Raw genomic sequence first — 20,440 nt, 5'->3', positions numbered from 1 at the left:
TTTTCAGAATCCACAATATTCACTTATTGTGGATTCTGTATTGTAGGGCTATAAAAAAGCAATACAAATCGGGAGCTTCACCGCAATACTTTCATGTTTGAAAGTGAGTTTTCCTGTTTTAGCATTAATCTCATAAACCACCAGATTGTCCTTATCCTGATTGGCCACGATCATATATTTTCCTGTCGGGTCGATATTGAAATCACGCGGCGTTTTGATAGCCTGCGTTACTTCATCCACTTTTTCCAGTTCCCCGTTTGCCTTGATCTGAAAAGCACTGATACTGTTATGCCCGCGGTTGGAGGTATATACAAATTTTCCGTTGGGATGTAAATGAATGGCAGCACTGGTACTTGCATCTTTGAAGTCAGCGGGAATTGTCGGATAACTTGCAATCGCAGTAATCACACCTGTTTCACTGATGGAACAAGCAGTTACCGTCAAATCAAGTTCATTAAGCAGATACATAAATTTTCCTGAAGGTGAAATGACAAAATGCCTTGGGCCAGCGCCTGGTTTTGCATTGAAGGCTGCTTGTGCCGGATTTGGTTTCAGCTCGCCGGTCTGCGTATTGACTACATAGTTCATCACATGATCTGTCCCTAAATCCACAACATAGACATATTTCCCGTTTGGTGTGGTCGATGTAAAATGCGCATGTGGTTTTTCCTGACGTTTTTCGTTTGGGCCGGTTCCTGTAAATTGTTGCGAATACGTGGCAGGATTCACTGTCCCATCCGCTGCCAAAGTATAAGCCGTAAAACTTCCGCCTGTGTAATTGGATACAAAAGCCATTTTTCCCGAAGGATCCACCGATACGTGGCAGGGATTCAATCCGTCCGAAGGTTGGCTATTAAGGAAAGTCAGTTTTTGATCAGCCCCGATGGTGTAAGCAGTAATCTTATTATCAGAAGTTACGGTGTACAGGTTTTTTTTATTGGGAGAAATACTGACATACCCCGGTCCCGGACTAGTTTTAAAATTATCTTTCAAAGTGATCTTTCCGGTTGCCAGATCTAATTCACATAAAGAAATGGAAGCATTTTCAGATTTGTCCTGGCTTCCGATATAGAAAAGAACTGTTTTTTCCTTGAACGAAATACCTGAAAATCCTAAGATCAGGACCAGCGCGAAACTTACTAATTTTCTCATAAGATTGTATTTTGATAAATGAGCCTTAGATCAGGAAAGCAATGATTTGTAACTTTTTAATGATGAAATGAATTATATATTGAAACAAGCCTCAACAATATAAAATGGAAGCAATAACCTGGCAGGATTTTGAAAAAGTGGATCAAAGAGCCGGTACGATCATTCGTGCCGAAGATTTTCCCAAAGCACGAAAACGGGCTTATAAACTCTGGATTGATCTTGGTGAAGAAATTGGTACAAAACAAAGCTCGGCGCAAATTACCAGACTGTACACCAAGGAAGAATTGATAGGAAAACAGGTTTTATGTGTTGTCAATTTTCCTGTAAAACAGATTGCAGATTTCCGATCAGAAGTGCTGACAACCGGTTTTGTTTTGGAAGATGGTGAAGTAATTCTTGCTTGTCCGGATAAGGTTTTGCCAAATGGAACACGACTCGCCTGATAATCTTGCAAGGTTGGGCTTTAATTTTGTAATGTAGTCCGTTTCGGGATAAGTTAACTTTGTATCAAAGAATTAGAAATCATGGAAGCGGATCATAAAGTTATCAATATAAAAAAAGTTACAGTTCCCGTAACCGGCATGTCGTGCGCGGCCTGTGCGGTCAGTGTGGAATCTACATTGAAAAGTACTTCGGGTGTTTCAAATGTTGGTGTAAATTATGCAAATCAATCTGCTCTGTTAGAATTTGATCCCAGAGAAACAAATCTGGAAGCTCTGGACAAAGTTCTGGAAAGTGTGGGTTATGGTTTGATTATCAATGATGATGACGAAGAAGCCATTGTGGAACAGGAAAAAATCCAGCTTGAACACTATAATGATCTGAAAAGAAAAACAATGCTTACCGGCATATTGGCTGTTCCGGTTGTCGTTATTGGGATGTTTTTCATGGATTTGCCTTTCAGTAACTACATCATGATGGCTTTGACGATACCGGTCTTATTTATTTTCGGTAAAGATTTTTTTGTCAATGCATTTAAACAGGCCAGACATGGAAAGTCCAATATGGATACTTTGGTGGCTTTAAGTACCGGAATTGCTTTTCTTTTCAGTACTTTCAATACGCTAAATCCGCAATTCTGGCACGCACGGGGTTTTCATCCGCATGTGTATTTTGAAGCTACTGCGGTGATCATTTTTTTTATTTTATTAGGAAAGCTGCTTGAAGAAAAAGCGAAAACCAATACTTCCGATGCTTTAAAAAAACTGATCGGTTTGCAGCCAAAAACGGTAAAGGTAATCCGTGACCAAAAAGAAATTGAAATCCCGGTCAGGGAAGTGCAGCTGCATGACGAAATCATTATTCGTTCCGGAGAGAAAATCCCGGTTGATGGAAAGTTAATCAGTGGAAATTCCTTTGTCGATGAAAGTCTGATTACTGGCGAACCTGTTCCTGCGGAAAAAACCAAAGGTTCTCAGGTTTTTGCAGGAACTATAAATCAGCAGGGAAGTTTTACTTTTTTAGCTGAAAAAATTGGCAAGAATACCGTTCTGGCTCAAATCATAAAAACCGTTCAAGCCGCTCAGGGAAGCAAGGCTCCGGTTCAACGTTTGGTGGATAAAATTGCAGGAATTTTTGTGCCCGTCGTAATCGCCATTGCTATCATGACTTTTTGTGTCTGGATGTTTTTTGGTGGCGAAAATGCCTTAACCCAGGCGCTGCTGGCTTCTGTTTCTGTTTTGGTTATAGCTTGTCCATGTGCATTGGGACTTGCAACACCGACGGCAATTATGGTTGGCGTGGGCAAAGGAGCTGAAAATAACATTCTGATCCGTGATGCTGAGAGTCTTGAAAAGGCGAAAGAAGTCAATGCTATCGTTTTAGATAAAACCGGAACATTGACTCAGGGCCACCCGGAAGTGACAAACTGGAAATGGACTGAAAGTCTGGAAAATAAGGACCAACACGCAGCTGCAATCGGCGCATTGGAATCTCGTTCCGAACATCCACTGGCGCAGGCAGTTGTCCGTTTTGTTAAAACAAATAATTCTGAAAAGATTGAAAAATTTGAATCCATAACCGGGAACGGAGTTAAGGGGATTGTAAAAGGTGAAAGCTACATCATCGGGACACTTTCATTTTTAGAAAAAGAAGGAGTTTTACTGGATTCTGTACTGTTGCAAACAGCGGAAAATGAGCGAAAAGCTGCCAGAACTGTTATTGGAGTAGGTTTAAATCAAGTCCAGATTGCGGTAATTTCAATAGCAGATCAGTTAAAAGCTACCTCTGCCGAAGCAGTTCAAAAGTTACAGGAACAAGGCATCGAAGTTTATATGTTGACGGGAGATAATGAACAAACTGCTGCAGCCGTTGCTAAACAAGTGGGTATTAAAAATTACCTGGCAGAAGTAAAACCGGATGATAAAATGCAGTTTATTCAAAAATTGCAATCCGGGGGAAAAATTGTAGCGATGGTCGGTGACGGCGTTAATGACTCTCAGGCAATGGTACAGGCTGATGTCAGTATTGCCATGGGAAAAGGATCAGACATCGCAATGGATGTTGCAAAAATGACTTTAATCACTTCTGATCTTATGGTTTTGCCAAAAGCATTACAACTTTCCAGAAAAACGGTTGCGACGATCAAACAAAATCTTTTCTGGGCGTTTATTTATAACCTGATCGGAATTCCGATCGCCGCCGGAATTTTATATCCTATTAATGGATTTTTGTTAAATCCGATGATTGCTGGTGCTGCAATGGCGCTGAGTTCGGTTTCGGTGGTGACTAATAGTCTTAGGTTGCGGGGTTTGAAATTATAATCCGAAATAATTTAAATTCCGGGTCCGGACTTTTTTATTCAGATTTTGATTAGAGCGATTTTTTCAATTGCAAACGAATTTATAAAAAGTTAAATTTGATAATCCACACACTACCAAATTTCATTTATGCAAACAACTACACAGGTGACGCACGAAGAATATTTCGACTTATTGGCAAAATCTGACGTAAAACTGGAATATCATGCAGGAGAGATTCTTGCTATGGCCGGGGCTCAACCAGCTCACAATCTTATCGTAGCTAATATAACCATTGAACTTGGATATTGTCTAAAAAAGAAAGGATGTCTTGTTTATACAAGCGATCAACTTATAAGAGTGGAAAAATGTGATAGGTTTACCTTTCCTGATCTTGTAATTATTTGTAAGAAACCAGTTTATGCAAAATCTTCCCGGGGACTTGACTCGCTTGAAAACCCTGAAATCATTATAGAAGTACTATCAGATTCCACTGAACATTATGACAGGTTGGAGAAGTTCGATTGTTATAAAACCATTTCTACATTTAGGGAATATATTTTAATATCATCAAAAAAGAAGAAAATTGAAATAATCAGAAAGTTGAACGAATCAGAATGGCTTAGCCATATTTATACTAATAATGATGAAAGCGTGATAATAGATAATTGCTCAATTTTGTTAGAAGATATTTATAGGGGCATTGAATTATCTGATACTGATTCTCCGGGATTTTAAGTTATTTCAGGAAACCAATAACTATACAATACCAACCCCGAATTCTGTAATATTTTTTAATCTTTCCTGTCGATCTTTGCAAAGAGATAATAGTAATCTGTCAAATAGCATTTCATCTTATGGAAACGATAAAATTTAAAACCAATATCAAATGCGGAAGCTGTATTGCTGCCGTTACTCCATTTTTAACTTCTGAAAATGGAATTGAAAAATGGGCTGTGGATTTGCAAAGTCCTGATCGCATTTTGTCGGTTGAAACTGATAAATCAGCTGAGGAAGTGTCTGAGGTTGTTAAACAGGCAGGATATCTTGCAACTGAAATAGCCTGATTTTTGTGTAACTTTGTGAATCTTTTAAGAAAATATACAGCTTAAATGAAAAAAAGTTTTTATAGATACATAACCATTCTGATGGCCGTTCTGGTGCTGGTAAGCAGCACAGGATTTGGACTGACGGAGCATCAGTGCCTGATGCAGGGGATGACTATGAAATTTGTCAAAGAAAAAAAAGCTGATTCCTGTAAGAAAAAAGTTGTTTCTTCCTGCTGTGCAAAAAGTAAAGCACTAAAAGATTTAAAGAAAAATTTCTTCAAAAAGACTGATTGTTGTAAGGTCCAGCAGAAATTTGAAAAAGTTGATGCCGTTTCGTCATTTGCAGCACTTCATGCAAAATCGGTTAAGATGATTGCTGACGGCGATCTTTGGTCGACTCAGTCTTTTATATTTTTGGTGCATGAATGGGTTTATCCATCTGCAAAATCTACACTTCAAACCATATCATTCTCCTCACGCTTTCATGGGAGAGGTATGCTCTCTTTTGTTCAGTCTTTTTTGATATAAATCATTGATTATCAGATTTTAATGTTGACTCTTATTTTAGAGATCAATATCGGTTTTCTCATACATCGTGATTTAGTCAATAATGAAAGGATATTTAATTGGAGCGATTTTGCTTCTATGTGTGCAATTTTCATTTGCACAACGAATAAGCGGAGCAGTTTACGAGCAGATAACTGGTGAGAAAAAGTTAAAACCACTCACCGGTGCTAATGTTTACTGGGCCGGAACTTCGCAATCTTCTGTAACGGATACGACCGGAAAATTCTCAATTCCACGTATTACACAATCCAACAAACTGGTCATCAGTTTTGTCGGATTTAAAAATGATACCATCAAAATTGGTGCGGAAAGTGAATTGGAAGTGGTTCTGAAAAGTGATCAGATTTTAAATGAAGTAGTCGTTAAGGCCAACGCTTCCTCTATTGACAGATTATCCCCGCATCAGACTGAAATTATCACAACCCGCGCTTTGGCAAAAGCCGCATGTTGTAATCTCTCCGAAAGTTTTGAAACCAATGCTTCCGTCTCGGTCTCTTACAGTGACGCCGTAACTGGCGCAAAACAAATTCAGATGTTAGGTCTGAATGGGACGTATATTCAGACTAATATTGAAAATATTCCAACAATCCGCGGTCTGGCTTCAACTTTTGGGATGAATTTTGTGCCCGGGACCTGGATACAAGCCATTGATGTTGGAAAAGGTGCGGGCTCGGTTGTGAATGGTTACGAATCCATGACCGGTCAAATCAATGTGGAACTGCAAAAACCGGATACGCGCGAAAAGCTTTATTTCAATACCTATGTCAATAATTTTGGACGGGCGGAAGTCAATCTGAATCTGGCAACCAAACTATCTGACAAATGGAGCACCGGATTATTGACCCATGCCAGCACATTAAAAAATAGAATTGATAAAAATGGCGACGGATTTCTTGATTTGCCGCTCTATAATCAATACAATATAATCAACCGCTGGAAATACCAAAGTGAAAGAACGATGGTTCAGCTGGGTGTAAAAGCCTTGCATGAAGATCGGTTAGGCGGACAAACAGGCTTTCGGGAAGAAATGAAAGGAACAACCCAGGCCTATGGTTTTGGTGCAAATGTTAATCGGTATGAATTCTTTTCCAAAATTGCCCGCCTTTATCCTGACAAACCATACAAAGGTTTAGGCTTGATCATCAATGCTTCTCTGCATGATTCCAAATCCTATTTTGGCCTGACCAATTACAATGGCCGCCAGGAGACTTTGTATGGAAATCTGATCTATCAATCGATTCTGAGCAGCACGAATCATTCTTACAAGGCTGGCGTTAGTTATATGCTGGATAATTATAACGAAAAGTATAAGGACACAACTTTGCTGAGGAGGGAATCGGTTCCGGGAGTTTTTGTTGAATATACCTATAACAATCTTGATAAATTCGTATTGGTTGCCGGCTCGCGCGTTGACTTTCATAATCTTTACGGCACGCAGTTTACGCCGCGTTTGCATATGAAATACAGTCTGACGGGCAACACAGCGTTACGCGCATCAGCAGGCCGGGGTTTTCGTGTAGCAAATCCACTGGCTGAATATTATGGAAATCTGGTCAGTTCGCGGCAGGTTGTTTTTCTAGAAAAATTGCGTCCGGAAGTTTCATGGAATTATGGCGCAAGTCTGACACAGGAATTTAAAATCGGTGAAATGCAGGGAACATTTGTGACAGATTTTTACCGGACAAATTTCGAAAACCAGCTTGTAGCCGATTTTGAGAACCCCAAATATATTCGTTTTTATAATTTGAAAGGAAAAGCATATGCAAACAGTTTCCAGGCAGAAGTAAATCTGACACCAGTAAAACGTCTGGATTTTAAACTGGCGTATCGTTTATTTGATGTGAAACAAACCGTTTATGGATTGAGCAATGAAAACGTTTTACTTCCAAAAATGCTGGTAAGCCGCGACAGGGTTTTGTTCAATGCTGGATATGCTTTACCTTATGATAAATGGAAATTCGACGCTACGGTGCAATGGAATGGAAAACGACGTTTGCCTAATATGAATCCGATGTATGGTATGTTAGGGCATGGGGATAATTCAACATTTATGTCGTCTGATGCTCCGTCCTATTTCAACATTAATGCTCAGATCACCAGAACTTTTCCAAAATGGGATATTTACCTGGGAGGTGAAAATTTAAACAATTTCCGCCAAAAAAATCCAATATACGCGGCAAACGATCCTTTTGGAAAACAGTTTGACGCAGGAATGGCCTGGGGACCAGTAGTTGGAAGAATGATCTACGCAGGCGTCAGATACAAAATAGTAAGATAACTAAGGAAAATCCCAATTGCCAACATTAACAATTAATCGCACCGGCGACCCGGCCTTAATCATTAATAATTTAAAATGCGGTTATTTATCAAAAATATGGTTTGCGAAAGATGTATCAAGGTTGTCAGAGAAGAACTTGATAAACTTGATATTGCGTTAACTCATATTGAATTGGGAGAAATTGAAACGAAATCTGAACTTGATGCTGAAAAATTAATTCGGGTGAAGGAAACGCTTGAAATAAACGGATTTGAATTGCTGGACGATAAACGTGCTACTTTGGTAGAAAATATTAAAACTCTGATCATCGAAGAAGTGCAATATCTGAAAGGTCATAAACCGGCTTCGGTTAATTTTTCAGATTATCTTTCTCAAAAAACAGGTTATGAATATTCCTATCTGAGCAGTCTGTTTTCATCCGAAACCGGACAAACGATTGAACAATATATCATCGCTCAGAAAGTGGAAAAAGTAAAAGAATGGCTTTCTTATAACGAGTTAAGTCTAAGCGAAATGGCCTGGAGGCTGTCTTACAGCAGTTCCGCGCATTTAAGTAATCAGTTCAAAAAGGTAACCGGAATAACACCCGGAGAATTTAAAAAAGGAAATAGTCTTCCAAGAAAAGCGCTTGATCAGGTGGGGGAACCGAAAATTAAAACGATATAATCCATATAAATCAAAAAAACAATGAGAAAAATTCTTTTTGCTTTGCCATTAACACTACTATTTGCCTGTTCAGGAAACCAGGAAAAAGCCAAAGAAACATTAGAAAGGCCAGCAAAGGTCGAGGCAGCAGCTGAAAAAAAATACGCTTGTCCGATGCAGTGCGAAGGTGAAAAAACGTATGCACAAGCTGGAAAATGCCCGGTTTGTAAAATGGATTTACAGGAAGTCGCATTGGCAGAAACTGATTCTACGGCTCATACACATTAATCTTTAATCAAAATAAACTAATGAAAAAGACAATCATTCTATTTGTAGCAGCACTTTTTTTAAGTGTAAATTTTGTCAACGCTGATGGCAAAGACAAAGAAGTGAAATTCAAAACTTCTGCAATATGCGAAATGTGCAAGGAGCGTATTGAACGTAATCTGGGACTTTCAAAAGGGGTGAAAGAATCAAATCTGGACTTGAAGGATAAGGTGGTAACTGTGAAATATAATCCGGATAAAACAACTGAGGAAGCGATAAAAGCAACAATTAATAACACCGGTTATGACGCAGATCTATCGCCTGCCAATCAAAAAGCACACGATAAATTGCCAAGCTGCTGCCGCAAAACTGCTGCGGCTCATTGACCAAAAAGAAGACGTTATGAAAGCGAGACCATTGATTTCCCTTTTTTCCGGTTACGCCCTGCTTTTGGTAACATCCGTTTCCGCGCAGCATAACCATATGGAAATGCCCATGAAGAAAGATTCTGTAAAACATGAAATGCATGACCACCAGAAGATTGACAAACATGACATGGGGAATATGAACAGGACAGATTCAATGGGAGGGATGAAAATGCAGATGAATCACTCGTTTTCATTAAGTCTGCCAATGAACAGGAATGGCTCAGGCACAAGCTGGCAACCTGATGCAACGCCGATGTATGCATATATGAAACATAGCGACAAGTGGAATTACATGCTGCACGGAAGTTTGTATCTGCGTTATACACGTCAAAATCTTAATCATATCACCAGAAAGGGCTTTGGTGATAAGGTGAGTTTGCCCAACTATGTGATGGGAATGGCGCAAAGGAAAGTGGGCGAAAATGGTTTGTTAACAATCAGATCCATGGTTTCACTTGACCGGATTTTTGATGGTGGTTCGGGTTATCCGCTATTATTTCAATCGGGCGAAACCTGGAAAGGGAACGCTTTGGTGGATCGCCAGCATCCACATGATCTGATTTCTGAACTGGCGGTTGCTTATACGCAGCGGATAAATCAGAAAATGGATATCACGATTTATGCAGGATATCCGGGAGAGCCCGCGCTGGGTCCAACTGCTTTTATGCACCGCATGTCGGCATTTAACAATCCTGATGCTGCGCTTGGGCATCATTGGCAGGATGCGACGCATATTACTTTTGGAGTGGTGACAGCAGGGCTTCGTTATGGGAAATTTAAATTAGAAGCTTCCACTTTCACAGGGCGTGAGCCAAATGAAAACAGGTTTAATTTTGACAAACCGCGTTTTGATTCATACAGTTACCGGCTTTTATTTAACCCGTCGGCAAACTGGGCATTCCAGGCTTCACATGGTTATATCAAAAGTCCGGAAGCCAATCATCCCGAAGAAAATGTTAAGAGAACAACTGTCTCTGCGCAGCACAGTATGGTTTTAGGTTCAAAAAACCGATGGATTTCATCTTCACTGGTTTATGGATTAAATGATTCAGGAGAAAACCATAAAGAAAGTTCTGTACTGGCGGAGTCTAATTTGCAGCTAGACAAGTGGTCTGTTTATGGCCGTTATGAATGGGTGCAGAAAAGCCAGGAAGAGCTTGATGTTGTTCCGGCTGACAAAATGTTTAATCATAAATACCCAATTTCTTCTTTTACATTGGGTATAAACCGCCAGATATTTTCATTTTCAAATACACTGGTCCAGGCTGGAATTCAGGGAAGTGTTTATCATATTGACAAAGATTTGAAATCATTTTATGGTAAAATGCCGTTATCGGGACAAATCTATCTCCGTTTGACGCCGGGATTAATGCGCATGTAATTACTTTTCTTCATTGTGAAGCAGCTTTCATAGGTAAACCATACACAAATTTTTGTTTCTTACATCGGCCTCGGTGAACAAAAGAAAACCGGTTATTCTTTAAATCCGTGCGATTTAGTACTTGTTGATTTTGAAATTAAAGAAAAGGCAAGCTAACTGGATGCAGTTCAGGTTACAGGCTCAGGTTTAAAAAATGCAGAGAAACTTATGAGCTGCAACTTCGGTAACAGCCAGTGACATTGCCAAACTTCCTGTAAACGGGCAGAATTTTACTTTTTAATGGAAGGCGAGTTTTAGAGTTGTTAAAATAATTCCAGCTGTCCGTTGTTTCCTTTTGGCTTTTTTGCTTTGCCCATGACGGTCCGGCCTTCGTATTTCCATGAATTGTTACGCTCTTCCTGTATAAGATCATCGAAGCGGTTGTTGGGTTGAAAATCTTTTTCAAGTTGCGCTGCAACTTTTGAAAGGTTTTTCAGTGCTTCGGATTTATCATTGTCTCCCAATCTTGCCTTTTGAACGGCTTTGTCCAGAATCTGGATCGATTCATCATAGATCGTGATGGGTACCGGAAATGGATGTCCGTCTTTTCCGCCATGTGCAAAAGAAAATCTGGCAGGATCAGAAAATCTTGAAGGTGTGCCGTGAATGATTTCACTTACCAATGTTAGCGACTGAATGGTTCTTGGACCAACGCCTTCCAGCAAAAGCAGCGATTCCATATTTTGAACCGGATTGTCATGCGCCAAAGCCAATACTGATCCCAGTCGTTTCAAATTTATATCTTCGGCGCGCACGTCGTGATGGTCCGGCATGATCAGTTTACGCATTTCACGCATGATCTTATCCGGATTTTCGGTCGTTAATTCCAAAATTCCTGATCGGGTAGGAGCTGCGGCTTTATCTGTGAGATTTAATATTTGTCCCTGATTCTTACCGTAGATAGAAGTATGGGGTTCTTCGATAAAAGATGTAATACTTGGAGAATGCCAATGATAGCGCCTCGCCATTTTTTCATCCGTATTCATTCCCTGCTGAACCACGGCCCAATTTCCTTCTTTTGATAAAATAAAGGAATGCAGATAAAGCTGAAATCCATCCTGAATAGCGGTATTATCAACCTTGGCAGAAAGACGGCTGTTATATACCAGAAGATTTCCATCCAGACCGGTTTTGTCAGCTATGGCCAGAAGTTCGGTTGGCGTTTGTCTGGATTGTTTACCACGTCCTCCACAAATATAAATTCCAAGATCCGCAGATCTTTTATTGACGGAGCGTTTCAAAGCACCCATAACCGAAGTAGTAATCCCGGATGAATGCCAATCCATACCCAACACACAACCCAATGATTGAAACCAGAAAGGATCACTCATTTTTTGCAATAAAACATCCCTTCCATATTCGATCACGATGGATTCGACAATGGCTCCGCCAAACAAGCTCATACGCTGAGCCAGCCATTCCGGCACTCTTCCATAATGCAAAGGCAAATCCGCGTGTCCACTTTTCATAGCTGTAAGTTACTCAAAATTCAGTTTTTTTCATTTTAAGAAAGACAAGAGCAAAACATGGGCGATATTTGCAGATATTATTAATTAAAGAAAAACCCAACAAGATGACTAATAACGATATTCTTAAAAAATTACGTGTGGCGCTTCATTTAAGAAATGATGAAATAATTCAAATACTTGCGCTTGTAGATTTTAAAGTCACAGCAAGTGAGCTTGGCGCTTTATTTCGTAAGGAAGGGCACGAAAATTATAAGCCTTGTGGTGACCAGCTTTTGAGGAATTTCCTGAATGGTTTGATCATTCATATGCGCGGGCCGGCAGAAGACGGAAAAGTTCGTGATGAGGCCTAAGGCGCAAAAAACTGGTTAATTTGACCAGTCATCAAACAAAAAGCTTTTGATCTTTTCAATTTTTTTATCTTTGAGATAACCGGGTTTAACTAAATATATTAATCCCGTTCACCATTGCATTTTAAAGCCAAATCACTTAAAAAATAAATAATGTTAATTCAGGTAATTATTACCCTTGTTCTTGTACTTCTGAATGGTTTTTTCGTAGCTGCCGAATTTGCTATTGTTAAAATCAGAGCTTCCCAACTGGAACAAAAAGCACAGGAAGGTAATAAAATGGCGATTCTGTCTAAAAAGATTGTCTCCAATCTGGATGGATATCTGGCTGCCACACAATTTGGGATAACACTGGCAAGTTTGGGTTTAGGTTGGATCGGGGAGCCCGTTGTTTCAAAAATTTTGATTGGAGGCATGGAGCTGATCGGTATCACACTGGATCCGATTTTAGCGCATCAAATTGCACTACCGGCCGCCTTTGCCATTATTACTGTTTTGCATATTGTTTTCGGAGAGCTTGCACCAAAATCCATCGCAATTCAGCGTCCGGAAGCAACAACATTATTTTTATCTTATCCTTTACACGCATTTTTCCTTGTTTTCCGCCCGATCGTCTGGATTCTGAATGGTATTGCCAATTTCATTCTGGGGCTTTTGGGTATCACACCCACGCATGGAAGCGAAGTGCATAGCAGTGATGAATTACGGTATCTTGTGCAGCAGCAGAAAGATAGTGGTATGATAGAAGCAGCGGATTATGACCTGATCAAAAATGCGTTTAATTTTTCTGAGCGTATTGCCCGGCAAGTGATGATTCCGCGTACGAAAGTTGTGGGTGTGGATATCAACGATTTTACGGAGGCAGATCTTGAAAAAGTAATCGAAGAAGGATATTCCCGGATTCCGGTTTTTGAGGATTCACTGGATCAGATCATCGGTGTGCTGCATTTGAAAGATTTGTTAATGAAAATGCGGAAAGGGAATGAAATAGTTCTTTCTGAGTTGGTGAGGCCTATATCAATGGTTCCCGAATCTAAGCCAATCGGCGCCATTTTACGTGATTTTCAATTAAGCCGTCAGCAAATGGCTGTGATAGTTAATGAGTATGGGGGTGTTGAAGGTATTGTAACGATGGAAGATATTCTGGAAGAGCTGGTTGGTGAAATTCAGGATGAATATGACAATGAAACACCGATTGTAAAAAGTGAAAACGGGAATTATCTGGTACTTGGTTCTGCTTCCATCAGCGATATTAATGAGCACTTGCCAAACGATATTTCACGTGAAGGTGATTATGAAACATTGGCTGGTTTCCTGATTTCCAAATTCAACAGAATACCTTCAATCGGAGAAAAAGTCCGGACGAAAGATTATGAATTTGTTGTGTTGAAAAAACAGCGGAGTACCATTTCATTGGTTCAGATAACAGCTTTGGAAGAATAGGAAGTTGTTGATAATTAAAACATTAAGGAAATTAGGAGGCTCCGAAGGAGCCTGGTTATCTTTTCAAACATGGATTTCTATAAACAGGAAACTCTAACGAGCTGGCTATTTCAAATCAATTTTAATGATTAATGGTTTTTGATTTCTCAAAATCTCAACCTCCATATTTCCAGTCCAGTTGTATTGCTGACGAATCGCTTCAAGCCTGACTACATTATCAGCCGCTTCCTTGTTGGCCGTTCTGATCACATCACCTGCTTGTAATTTACTTTTTGTCAAAATACTTGTTGATGGAATTTCTACCAGAATAACTCCTTTTTCATCCGGCAAGCCAAAAGCGGAACGATCTCCCAAACCTTGTACATTTCTGATTTTCGCTCCCAGCCAGATTGTTTCCTGCAATTCCTTTTCGAGTGAGGCATTAAGCAAAACCGGTAATTTTACTTTTTCAGAAATTGCTTTGAGACTTTCTTTTGTTACCCCAAAATTATCCATTGGAAAGTTTTTAAAACCGATACTTGTGGCAGGACCTGAAGTTTTAACCTGGTAATTTCCATTTGGTGCATCAACAAATTCAGCATCTCCAAAACGGCTGTTTTTATCTATACCAAAGGCTTGTGCACTTTTTAGAGCAACTGCGTCAGGAAAAAGATTATGATCAACTTCTTGTCCCCAATCACTGACCATAATGGGGAAATAGGGTCGCATGACAATGTTATGCCGGAAAATATCACCGCTGTTTTTAAACCAGACATGCGGGTGGAATGAATTATTGATCAGGATATTGTTTTCAGCAATCCGCTTGAAGCCTTCTCGGAATTTCAATCCGCCACTCAGACAAACATTGTTATAAATGTGATAATTACTGCTGCCGTCGTCCAGATCAATATCCCAGCCATGATCGCAACGGAAACGATTGTTGCGTATTACAACTGGTTTTTGAGCGTCCAGTAAAATCAATTCAGGATGTGCTGCCACCAGGCTATCCATAACTTTCCGGTTCGGATGCCAGAAACGATCGCGCCCCCAGGAATTTAATGCGCCGTGATCGCCCGTCTCCAGCACCGTTTCAAAAACGTCATTGTTTTCAATCAAATGTCCGCCCCAGCAACCGTCACCAATATTTATTCCAGCTCGCGGAACGCGATAAATGGTATTATGCCTGACCAGAATTTCGGAAGCCATTTCAATTTGTACCGCCGTCGACTGCTTTTCAATCTGGCCTATGTTATGGATAAGATTATTTTCAGCGAAACAATTGGACGGATACCGGTTATTTTTTGGTCCCGGCGTTTTATCCATTTTAATGTATGAAATGAAATTATCATAGCCAAATGCAGCCGAACGAACCGCTGAACTATCACCAACAAAACAAATGGCGCTGGATCCGATATCATGAAAATGAGAGCCTGTCACGCCGGAAGCGTGGTTATGCCCGCTGATCATTACTGCATTTCCACCAAGATTGGCAAATTCAGAATCTTCAATCACGCAGTTTTCTGTATTTTCCATCAATAGGGCCCCGCCCCGATATATCATCCAGTCACTGCGCAATAACGGTTCGTAATGATCCATGATCGTCCGCTCTGTATGCTCGAAACGAATACCTTTTATCGTTACATTATGAATGGGTTTCTCTGGTGTCCCTTTTATTTCAACAATATGTTTCAGATTAGAAATTTCAATAGCTGCGGTAGTAAGATCAATTCCGGTGCGTGGATAAACAAATAAAATTTTAGAAGTTTTGTCATAAAACCATTCGCCGGGGGCATCCAGTTCTTCGTAGATATTTTCCGCAAAACGATATTTAAGATGTAAAGGAGCCGGACGATTATTTTGCCAGCCACCTTCCAGATCCGGTTTTCCGTCTTTTATTTCTTTGATACGATAATGAAAACTTCCCCATTCTCCCTGATGCAAAGCGTGAAAATATCCACCGACCGGATTTTTCCATTTTGCTATTCTTTCAGGTGAAAGTACGTCTTCAGCGCTGCCATTGAATACTCTGGCTGTTGAATCATAATTTGGATAACGGGCGAGGATTTGTGGGTTTTCGTTAATAAAAAGACTTTCAAAAGCAGAGCCTTCAACTTTTGTTTTCCAAATTGTATTTGTATGTTTTTCCCATTTTGGAATTACCTTACGACCGGCACTAAATACTACTTTTTCATTTTTATAAGCCTCAATCAATACCGATTTACCATTCAGCTTATCCTGAGTAAGCAATAAAGTCTGATCAAGATTATAAATTCCTTTTCGTATATAAATTGCAATATGCTTTTGTTTTGATTTATCAATACTGTTTATGGCGGCAGCAGGAGTTTTTAGCGGCGACTGGATTGTGCCATTGTCTGCATCATTTCCATCAGGGGAAACGTAAATGTTATTTTGAGATAATAACTGAAAGCTGATAAATTGAAAACAAATAAGAATTTTGTAAAAATAGCTAATTTGCATATTGTCAACGTTGATGTGAGTTTTATTCTGTCGTTACCTTTTCAGTTTAAGGGTTTTTTCTTCTCAATCTACCTGTTATAAGCTATTTTCATTCTTTAAACTTCACTGTTGTGAAATTTTATTCCAAAATTTTGATCGGAATTTTTGTCACGGGATTGGTCGTTCAAACTGCTTCCGGACAAACAAAAAAGTCCTCGGAAGTTGTTTTTGTAAAAGCGCAGATCAAACCGAAATTTTCTGAAATGGTTGACTACGGCTTTCCAACAAATAAAGAAGGAATTCATGAGTTTCCTGGCGGAAAAGCACCTGTATCCAATCAGATAAATTCGAATGGTTCAATCAGGATTAACAAAACAGGAGAAATTTCAGTACCGGCCGAGGTCATCAGAACAACTGAAAAATCAAAAGATCCAAACGCGGATACTGATCCTAAAACAAAGAGCAAAAAGAAGAAAAATTAGTTTCGTCATAATGAAAAAAGTCCGCAAGCTGGATAGCTTGCGGACTTTTTTCTTGAGTTTTTCTATTCAGTTTTCAGCTGTTATTGTATATTTTGAAAACCGTTTCCCTGAGCTTCTGCCCGCTGTCCGTCAATATAAACGCAATGCTTTCTGCGATATCGGAAGCTGAAATCCATTTGGTAAAATCCGCATCCGGCATTGCTTCACGATTTGTGGGCGTATCAATGGTGCTTGGGACAATAACCGTAGCGGTGATATTATCCGCTTTCCCTTCGGCATTTATAAACTCAGCCATTTTAAAGACCAGTGATTTGGAAAGTGCGTAAGCAAAATTTCCCTTTCCCTGGTCAGCTTCCAAAGCTGGCCTTGCACCAACAAAAATAAATTGTCCGCCACCATTTGCTTTAAAATGTTCCATTAAGGGCTTTACCAGATGGAAAGCAGTAAAAAAGTTAAGGTTGAACATTTTTGCCAGCAATGCGTCATCCGTTTTGTCTAAGCCTCCGGGTGCATAAGCACCTACAAGGAAAATCCCGGCCTGAATAGTCTTTGCTTTTTCTAATGTGGTGTCAATAAAATTTACAGACTCGTCATTATTCGTCAGATCAACAACCTGCCCGGTCACATTTTCAAATCCGGAAAAAGTGTCGGTATTTTTTGATCCAAATGTTACGTATAAATGATTGCCAAGGTCAGAAAGTTTTTTGACCACGTCCCTTCCCAAACCACCTGATGCACCGCTTATAATTATATTTTTGGCCATATGCTTATCCAGTTTAACGGAAACTACTTATTTAAAAGATCAATCAGGAATTTTCTGAAAGGCTCTGCAAATTCTTTTCTTTTCAAAGCAAATTCAACGGTCGTTTTAAGATAATCAAGCTTATCGCCGATGTCGTGGCGTTTTCCTTCAATGTGATGTGCGTAAATATTCTCACGTTTCAAAAGAAGCAATAACGAATCCGTTAACTGAATTTCGTTGTTTTTACCTTTTGGCGTTTGTTCAATGGTATTGAAAATTTCCGGTGTCAAAATGTAACGCCCGGCAATGGCCAGATTGGAGGGAGCAAGTTCAATGGCAGGTTTCTCTACCAAAGTAGTCAACTCCAAAATAGTATCACTCAAAGAATTTCCACCAACAATACCATAACGATTTACTTTATTAGCAGGAACCTGTTCCACCGCGATCACGGAGCCGCCATATTGTTCATAAGTATCCATCAATTGCTGTGTAACAGGAATAACAGAATCCATGATCGTATCGCCTAATAAAACTGCAAATGGTTCATTACCAACATGATGCCGAGCATAATAAATGGCGTCACCCAAACCATTCGCTTCTTTCTGACGCACAAAATGAACATTCGCCATATCGGCCAAACGACGCATTTCATTGAACCAGATCATATCTTCTTTTTCTTCCAGACGTGATTCAAGTTCAACATTTCTGTCAAAATGATCTTCTATGGCGCGTTTTCCTTTGCCGGAAATAATTAGAATATCTTCAATTCCAGAATCAACAGCCTCTTGTACAACGTATTGAATGGTAGGAATGTCAATAATAGGTAACATTTCCTTAGGCATCGATTTAGTTGCCGGTAAAAATCGGGTCCCAAGTCCGGCGGCAGGAATTACAGCTTTACGAATCATATATTTTTAGGTTTTAGCTATTAGCGGTTGGGCGTTAGTGCGGGACTAGCAACTTTTCGCGTATAAGTTATTTTTAGGTTTTAGCTGTTGTGGTTAGGTGTTAGTGCGTGATTAACTAATCTTTTAATAAAAATAAGTTCTATTTTACAAAACGTTGGTTCGGGCAATTTAGCTAAAAGCCAATCGCTAATAGCCAACAGCTCAGATAACAAATGGCTTAATAACTCTCGCGTTATGTTTTTTTAGTTTGACAAAAAGCTGGTTAAGCATATCGTCATCCTTATAAATTCCGATGATTGTTCCTCCCGAACCTGCAAATTTTGCGGACGCTCCGCATTCTCTGGCTGCGTTGATCAATCTTTTGTTAGATTCCGGTACATTATAAATTTTGCAGCGAAGATTGAAATTTTCATTCATTAATTCATGCAGATCATCGGGTCTTCCTTCTTGTAATGCCGTAAATCCATCTTTTGCTTTCTGGCCTATTTGTCCCAGGACGTCAATTACATCCTGTTCGCCGCGATCAAATCTGGCCCGTACATCGCTGTGGACTTTCCCTGAAACCTTGCTCAGATTTGTATTGTACGCAACATATAGCTTCGGAAGTAAAGCGGGATCTATCCTTTCATAGAGTCCATGACCCTGTTTTTCAATCAGGGTTTTGTCAAAATCCATGTAAACACACCCTTCGTAACATTGGATGACGCGGTCCTGCAAGCCGGCTGCAATGCCGAGTTCCTCTGTTTCAGAAACCATCACGAGCTGCGGGAGTATTTCAATTGGAATTTCGACTTTGTAAAACTGCATCAATGCACGAAACAGTGCAACGACAATGGCGCTCGATCCGGACATACCAACCTGCCGGGGAATCGACGAGCGATACCTGACCGTGAAATTGCGGTTTGGTAATTTGATGTTATTGTCTTCGCAGTAATCAGCAAATTTCTTTATTCCTGCTTTAATAAGCGGAATACCGCCGTTGTAACCCAACATGCTGACAGATTCCCGCAAATGGAAAATGCTCCGGAAAGTGCTGCCATCCTGTGGCTCCGGCTCTATATGCAGTTCAGGAGATTCGTATAATGAAATAGATGCACCGAAGTTCCGGACAGAAATTGATATTGTTTTTCCAAAAAAACCATCTGAAGGATTTCCCAGCAGCCCGGCCCGGGCGTAAGCGCGCGTTTCAATGATCAAAGTGAGTCTTTTTTTGTCAAAAATAGTAACTAATTGACGACACTCTTAACATTTGTCCCTTAAATTATATTCAGGCCAAAAGTATCTAGTTCGAAAAATATTACGCTTTTTATGATTGATAAATTTTGTAATTATAACCAATTGCAAACAAAAAAAGTGGACAAAGAGAAGTTTATACTTACTTCTTTCTGTCCACTCGAACTTTTGATTCCGGAAATTATGCTTGTTTAATCAATTGGATATTGATTGCCAGTTTAATTTCATCACCTACCACTACGCCACCCGCTTCTGTTGTTGCGCTCCATGTAAGTCCAAATTCTTTACGGCTGATTTTACCGTTGATTTCAAATCCTGCTTTGCTTTGACCATAAAAATCAGTCATTGCTCCACCATATTCTGCATCAAGAACTACTGATTTGGTTGTGCCTTTAATGGTCAGATCGCCTTTTAATTTATAAGTATCTTCACCCGTTTTTTCTAAACCGGTTGAAGCGAAAGTCAGCTTTGGATAGTTTTCAGCGTCAAAGAAGTCACCTGAACGAAGGTGCTCATCACGTTGTGTCTGGTTGGTATCGATACTGGCTACATCAGCAGAAAACTGAACATTTGCTGTGGTCAAATCGTCACCATCTGTTTCAACAGAACCTTCAAAAGTTTTGAATGAACCTGTTACGGTTGAAATGACAAGGTGTTTTACTTTGAACTGAATTTCTGAATGCGTTGGGTCAATAACCCATGATGTTTTAGTTGACATAATCTATGATCGTTTTAAATTAATATGTTTCTACATTTAATGTATATACATGTAAATGTCGCAAAAAGTTTAACATTGTGCAAAAAAAATTCTCAATCTTTTTGGATTGAGAATTAAA

General features: G+C 39.7%; 20 protein-coding genes. 13 read left to right on the top strand and 7 right to left on the bottom strand.

Translation table 11 applies throughout. From position 1 onward, the window contains the following. Window positions 1-48: 48 nt before the first annotated feature. Window positions 49-1,152 (bottom strand): lactonase family protein, encoded by a 1,104-nt coding sequence (locus LXL81_RS24880; protein ID WP_234649992.1) that lies wholly within the window; start codon window positions 1,150-1,152, stop codon window positions 49-51. 104 nt (window positions 1,153-1,256) lie between these two features. On the opposite strand from LXL81_RS24880, the gene LXL81_RS24875 reads away from it, so the two are divergent. The 10 genes from LXL81_RS24875 to LXL81_RS24830 all read left to right on the top strand — a co-directional run bounded on the left by LXL81_RS24875 (window position 1,257) and on the right by LXL81_RS24830 (window position 10,505). Further along, complete coding sequence (locus LXL81_RS24875) at window positions 1,257-1,595, top strand: tRNA-binding protein (protein ID WP_234649990.1); 339 nt, start codon at window positions 1,257-1,259, stop codon at window positions 1,593-1,595. An 81-nt stretch (window positions 1,596-1,676) separates the two neighbouring features. Further along, the gene (locus tag LXL81_RS24870) at window positions 1,677-3,914 is read left to right on the top strand and encodes a cation-translocating P-type ATPase (RefSeq protein ID WP_234649987.1); all 2,238 of its coding nucleotides are present in this window, start codon (window positions 1,677-1,679) and stop codon (window positions 3,912-3,914) included. A gap of 126 nt (window positions 3,915-4,040) precedes the next feature. Then, window positions 4,041-4,628, top strand: a complete 588-nt coding sequence (locus LXL81_RS24865) for a Uma2 family endonuclease (RefSeq protein ID WP_234649985.1) — start codon at window positions 4,041-4,043, stop codon at window positions 4,626-4,628. 119 nt (window positions 4,629-4,747) lie between these two features. Further along, window positions 4,748-4,957 carry a heavy-metal-associated domain-containing protein gene (locus LXL81_RS24860; protein ID WP_234649982.1) on the top strand — a complete coding sequence of 70 codons (210 nt, stop codon included), beginning with the start codon at window positions 4,748-4,750 and terminating at the stop codon, window positions 4,955-4,957. 45 nt (window positions 4,958-5,002) lie between these two features. Continuing rightward, the gene (locus LXL81_RS24855) at window positions 5,003-5,467 is read left to right on the top strand and encodes a hypothetical protein (RefSeq protein ID WP_234649981.1); all 465 of its coding nucleotides are present in this window, start codon (window positions 5,003-5,005) and stop codon (window positions 5,465-5,467) included. 82 nt (window positions 5,468-5,549) lie between these two features. Continuing rightward, the gene (locus LXL81_RS24850) at window positions 5,550-7,784 is read left to right on the top strand and encodes a TonB-dependent receptor (protein WP_234649979.1); all 2,235 of its coding nucleotides are present in this window, start codon (window positions 5,550-5,552) and stop codon (window positions 7,782-7,784) included. 75 nt (window positions 7,785-7,859) lie between these two features. Then, entirely contained in the window at window positions 7,860-8,450 is a 591-nt protein-coding gene (locus LXL81_RS24845) for an AraC family transcriptional regulator (protein ID WP_234649977.1), read from the top strand. A 21-nt stretch (window positions 8,451-8,471) separates the two neighbouring features. Beyond that, window positions 8,472-8,717, top strand: a complete 246-nt coding sequence (locus LXL81_RS24840; RefSeq protein WP_234649975.1) for a heavy metal-binding domain-containing protein — start codon at window positions 8,472-8,474, stop codon at window positions 8,715-8,717. A 20-nt stretch (window positions 8,718-8,737) separates the two neighbouring features. After that, entirely contained in the window at window positions 8,738-9,082 is a 345-nt protein-coding gene (locus LXL81_RS24835; protein WP_234649973.1) for a heavy-metal-associated domain-containing protein, read from the top strand. Window positions 9,083-9,098: 16 nt separating this feature from the next. Continuing rightward, entirely contained in the window at window positions 9,099-10,505 is a 1,407-nt protein-coding gene (locus LXL81_RS24830) for a hypothetical protein (RefSeq protein ID WP_234649971.1), read from the top strand. 302 nt (window positions 10,506-10,807) lie between these two features. On the opposite strand, the gene LXL81_RS24825 is transcribed toward LXL81_RS24830, so the two are convergent. Next, window positions 10,808-12,013, bottom strand: coding sequence for a DUF763 domain-containing protein (locus LXL81_RS24825; protein ID WP_234649969.1), 1,206 nt, complete (start codon window positions 12,011-12,013; stop codon window positions 10,808-10,810). Between the two features lie 104 nt (window positions 12,014-12,117). Between LXL81_RS24825 and LXL81_RS24820 the strand changes: the two genes are divergently transcribed. Together LXL81_RS24820 and LXL81_RS24815 are read left to right on the top strand one after the other, a co-directional pair. Continuing rightward, complete coding sequence (locus LXL81_RS24820; RefSeq protein WP_234649967.1) at window positions 12,118-12,363, top strand: DUF1456 family protein; 246 nt, start codon at window positions 12,118-12,120, stop codon at window positions 12,361-12,363. Window positions 12,364-12,513: 150 nt separating this feature from the next. Continuing rightward, window positions 12,514-13,803 carry a hemolysin family protein gene (locus LXL81_RS24815; RefSeq protein WP_234649965.1) on the top strand — a complete coding sequence of 430 codons (1,290 nt, stop codon included), beginning with the start codon at window positions 12,514-12,516 and terminating at the stop codon, window positions 13,801-13,803. Window positions 13,804-13,908: 105 nt separating this feature from the next. Here LXL81_RS24815 and LXL81_RS24810 read toward each other — a convergent pair whose 3' ends face one another. Further along, window positions 13,909-16,260, bottom strand: a complete 2,352-nt coding sequence (locus LXL81_RS24810) for a PDZ domain-containing protein (protein ID WP_234649963.1) — start codon at window positions 16,258-16,260, stop codon at window positions 13,909-13,911. 110 nt (window positions 16,261-16,370) lie between these two features. Here LXL81_RS24810 and LXL81_RS24805 point away from each other — a divergent pair, with 110 nt between their 5' ends. Beyond that, window positions 16,371-16,721: a hypothetical protein gene (locus LXL81_RS24805; RefSeq protein ID WP_234649961.1), complete on the top strand. Its 351-nt coding sequence runs from the start codon at window positions 16,371-16,373 to the stop codon at window positions 16,719-16,721. A gap of 73 nt (window positions 16,722-16,794) precedes the next feature. Here the strand turns inward: LXL81_RS24805 and LXL81_RS24800 are convergent, their stop codons facing one another. The 4 genes from LXL81_RS24800 to LXL81_RS24785 form a co-directional block, all read right to left on the bottom strand. Beyond that, window positions 16,795-17,484: an SDR family NAD(P)-dependent oxidoreductase gene (locus LXL81_RS24800; protein ID WP_234649958.1), complete on the bottom strand. Its 690-nt coding sequence runs from the start codon at window positions 17,482-17,484 to the stop codon at window positions 16,795-16,797. 23 nt (window positions 17,485-17,507) lie between these two features. Then, complete coding sequence (gene galU, locus LXL81_RS24795; RefSeq protein WP_234649956.1) at window positions 17,508-18,371, bottom strand: UTP--glucose-1-phosphate uridylyltransferase GalU; 864 nt, start codon at window positions 18,369-18,371, stop codon at window positions 17,508-17,510. Window positions 18,372-18,572: 201 nt separating this feature from the next. After that, on the bottom strand, window positions 18,573-19,568 hold the full coding sequence (locus tag LXL81_RS24790) for a mevalonate kinase (protein ID WP_234649954.1): 996 nt from the start codon (window positions 19,566-19,568) through the stop codon (window positions 18,573-18,575). Window positions 19,569-19,785: 217 nt separating this feature from the next. After that, a complete protein-coding gene (locus LXL81_RS24785) occupies window positions 19,786-20,322 on the bottom strand; it encodes a YceI family protein (RefSeq protein ID WP_234649952.1) in 537 nt (178 codons plus the stop codon). Between the last annotated feature and the right edge of the window lie 118 nt (window positions 20,323-20,440).

The organism is Dyadobacter sp. CY356, from assembly GCF_021440195.1.
Taxonomy (GTDB): domain Bacteria; phylum Bacteroidota; class Bacteroidia; order Cytophagales; family Spirosomataceae; genus Dyadobacter.
This window is presented reverse-complemented; position numbering and strand designations above follow the sequence as displayed.

Excerpts from the sequence above, each read along its gene's own strand:
- LXL81_RS24880 (WP_234649992.1), bottom strand. The coding sequence starts at position 1,152 with ATGAGAAAATTAGTAAGTTTCGCGCTGGTCCTGATCTTAGGATTTTCA.
- LXL81_RS24875 (WP_234649990.1), top strand. The coding sequence starts at position 1,257 with ATGGAAGCAATAACCTGGCAGGATTTTGAAAAAGTGGATCAAAGAGCC.
- LXL81_RS24870 (WP_234649987.1), top strand. The coding sequence starts at position 1,677 with ATGGAAGCGGATCATAAAGTTATCAATATAAAAAAAGTTACAGTTCCC.
- LXL81_RS24865 (WP_234649985.1), top strand. The coding sequence starts at position 4,041 with ATGCAAACAACTACACAGGTGACGCACGAAGAATATTTCGACTTATTG.
- LXL81_RS24860 (WP_234649982.1), top strand. The coding sequence starts at position 4,748 with ATGGAAACGATAAAATTTAAAACCAATATCAAATGCGGAAGCTGTATT.
- LXL81_RS24855 (WP_234649981.1), top strand. The coding sequence starts at position 5,003 with ATGAAAAAAAGTTTTTATAGATACATAACCATTCTGATGGCCGTTCTG.
- LXL81_RS24850 (WP_234649979.1), top strand. The coding sequence starts at position 5,550 with ATGAAAGGATATTTAATTGGAGCGATTTTGCTTCTATGTGTGCAATTT.
- LXL81_RS24845 (WP_234649977.1), top strand. The coding sequence starts at position 7,860 with ATGCGGTTATTTATCAAAAATATGGTTTGCGAAAGATGTATCAAGGTT.
- LXL81_RS24840 (WP_234649975.1), top strand. The coding sequence starts at position 8,472 with ATGAGAAAAATTCTTTTTGCTTTGCCATTAACACTACTATTTGCCTGT.
- LXL81_RS24835 (WP_234649973.1), top strand. The coding sequence starts at position 8,738 with ATGAAAAAGACAATCATTCTATTTGTAGCAGCACTTTTTTTAAGTGTA.
- LXL81_RS24830 (WP_234649971.1), top strand. The coding sequence starts at position 9,099 with ATGAAAGCGAGACCATTGATTTCCCTTTTTTCCGGTTACGCCCTGCTT.
- LXL81_RS24825 (WP_234649969.1), bottom strand. The coding sequence starts at position 12,013 with ATGAAAAGTGGACACGCGGATTTGCCTTTGCATTATGGAAGAGTGCCG.
- LXL81_RS24820 (WP_234649967.1), top strand. The coding sequence starts at position 12,118 with ATGACTAATAACGATATTCTTAAAAAATTACGTGTGGCGCTTCATTTA.
- LXL81_RS24815 (WP_234649965.1), top strand. The coding sequence starts at position 12,514 with ATGTTAATTCAGGTAATTATTACCCTTGTTCTTGTACTTCTGAATGGT.
- LXL81_RS24810 (WP_234649963.1), bottom strand. The coding sequence starts at position 16,260 with ATGCAAATTAGCTATTTTTACAAAATTCTTATTTGTTTTCAATTTATC.
- LXL81_RS24800 (WP_234649958.1), bottom strand. The coding sequence starts at position 17,484 with ATGGCCAAAAATATAATTATAAGCGGTGCATCAGGTGGTTTGGGAAGG.
- galU (WP_234649956.1), bottom strand. The coding sequence starts at position 18,371 with ATGATTCGTAAAGCTGTAATTCCTGCCGCCGGACTTGGGACCCGATTT.
- LXL81_RS24785 (WP_234649952.1), bottom strand. The coding sequence starts at position 20,322 with ATGTCAACTAAAACATCATGGGTTATTGACCCAACGCATTCAGAAATT.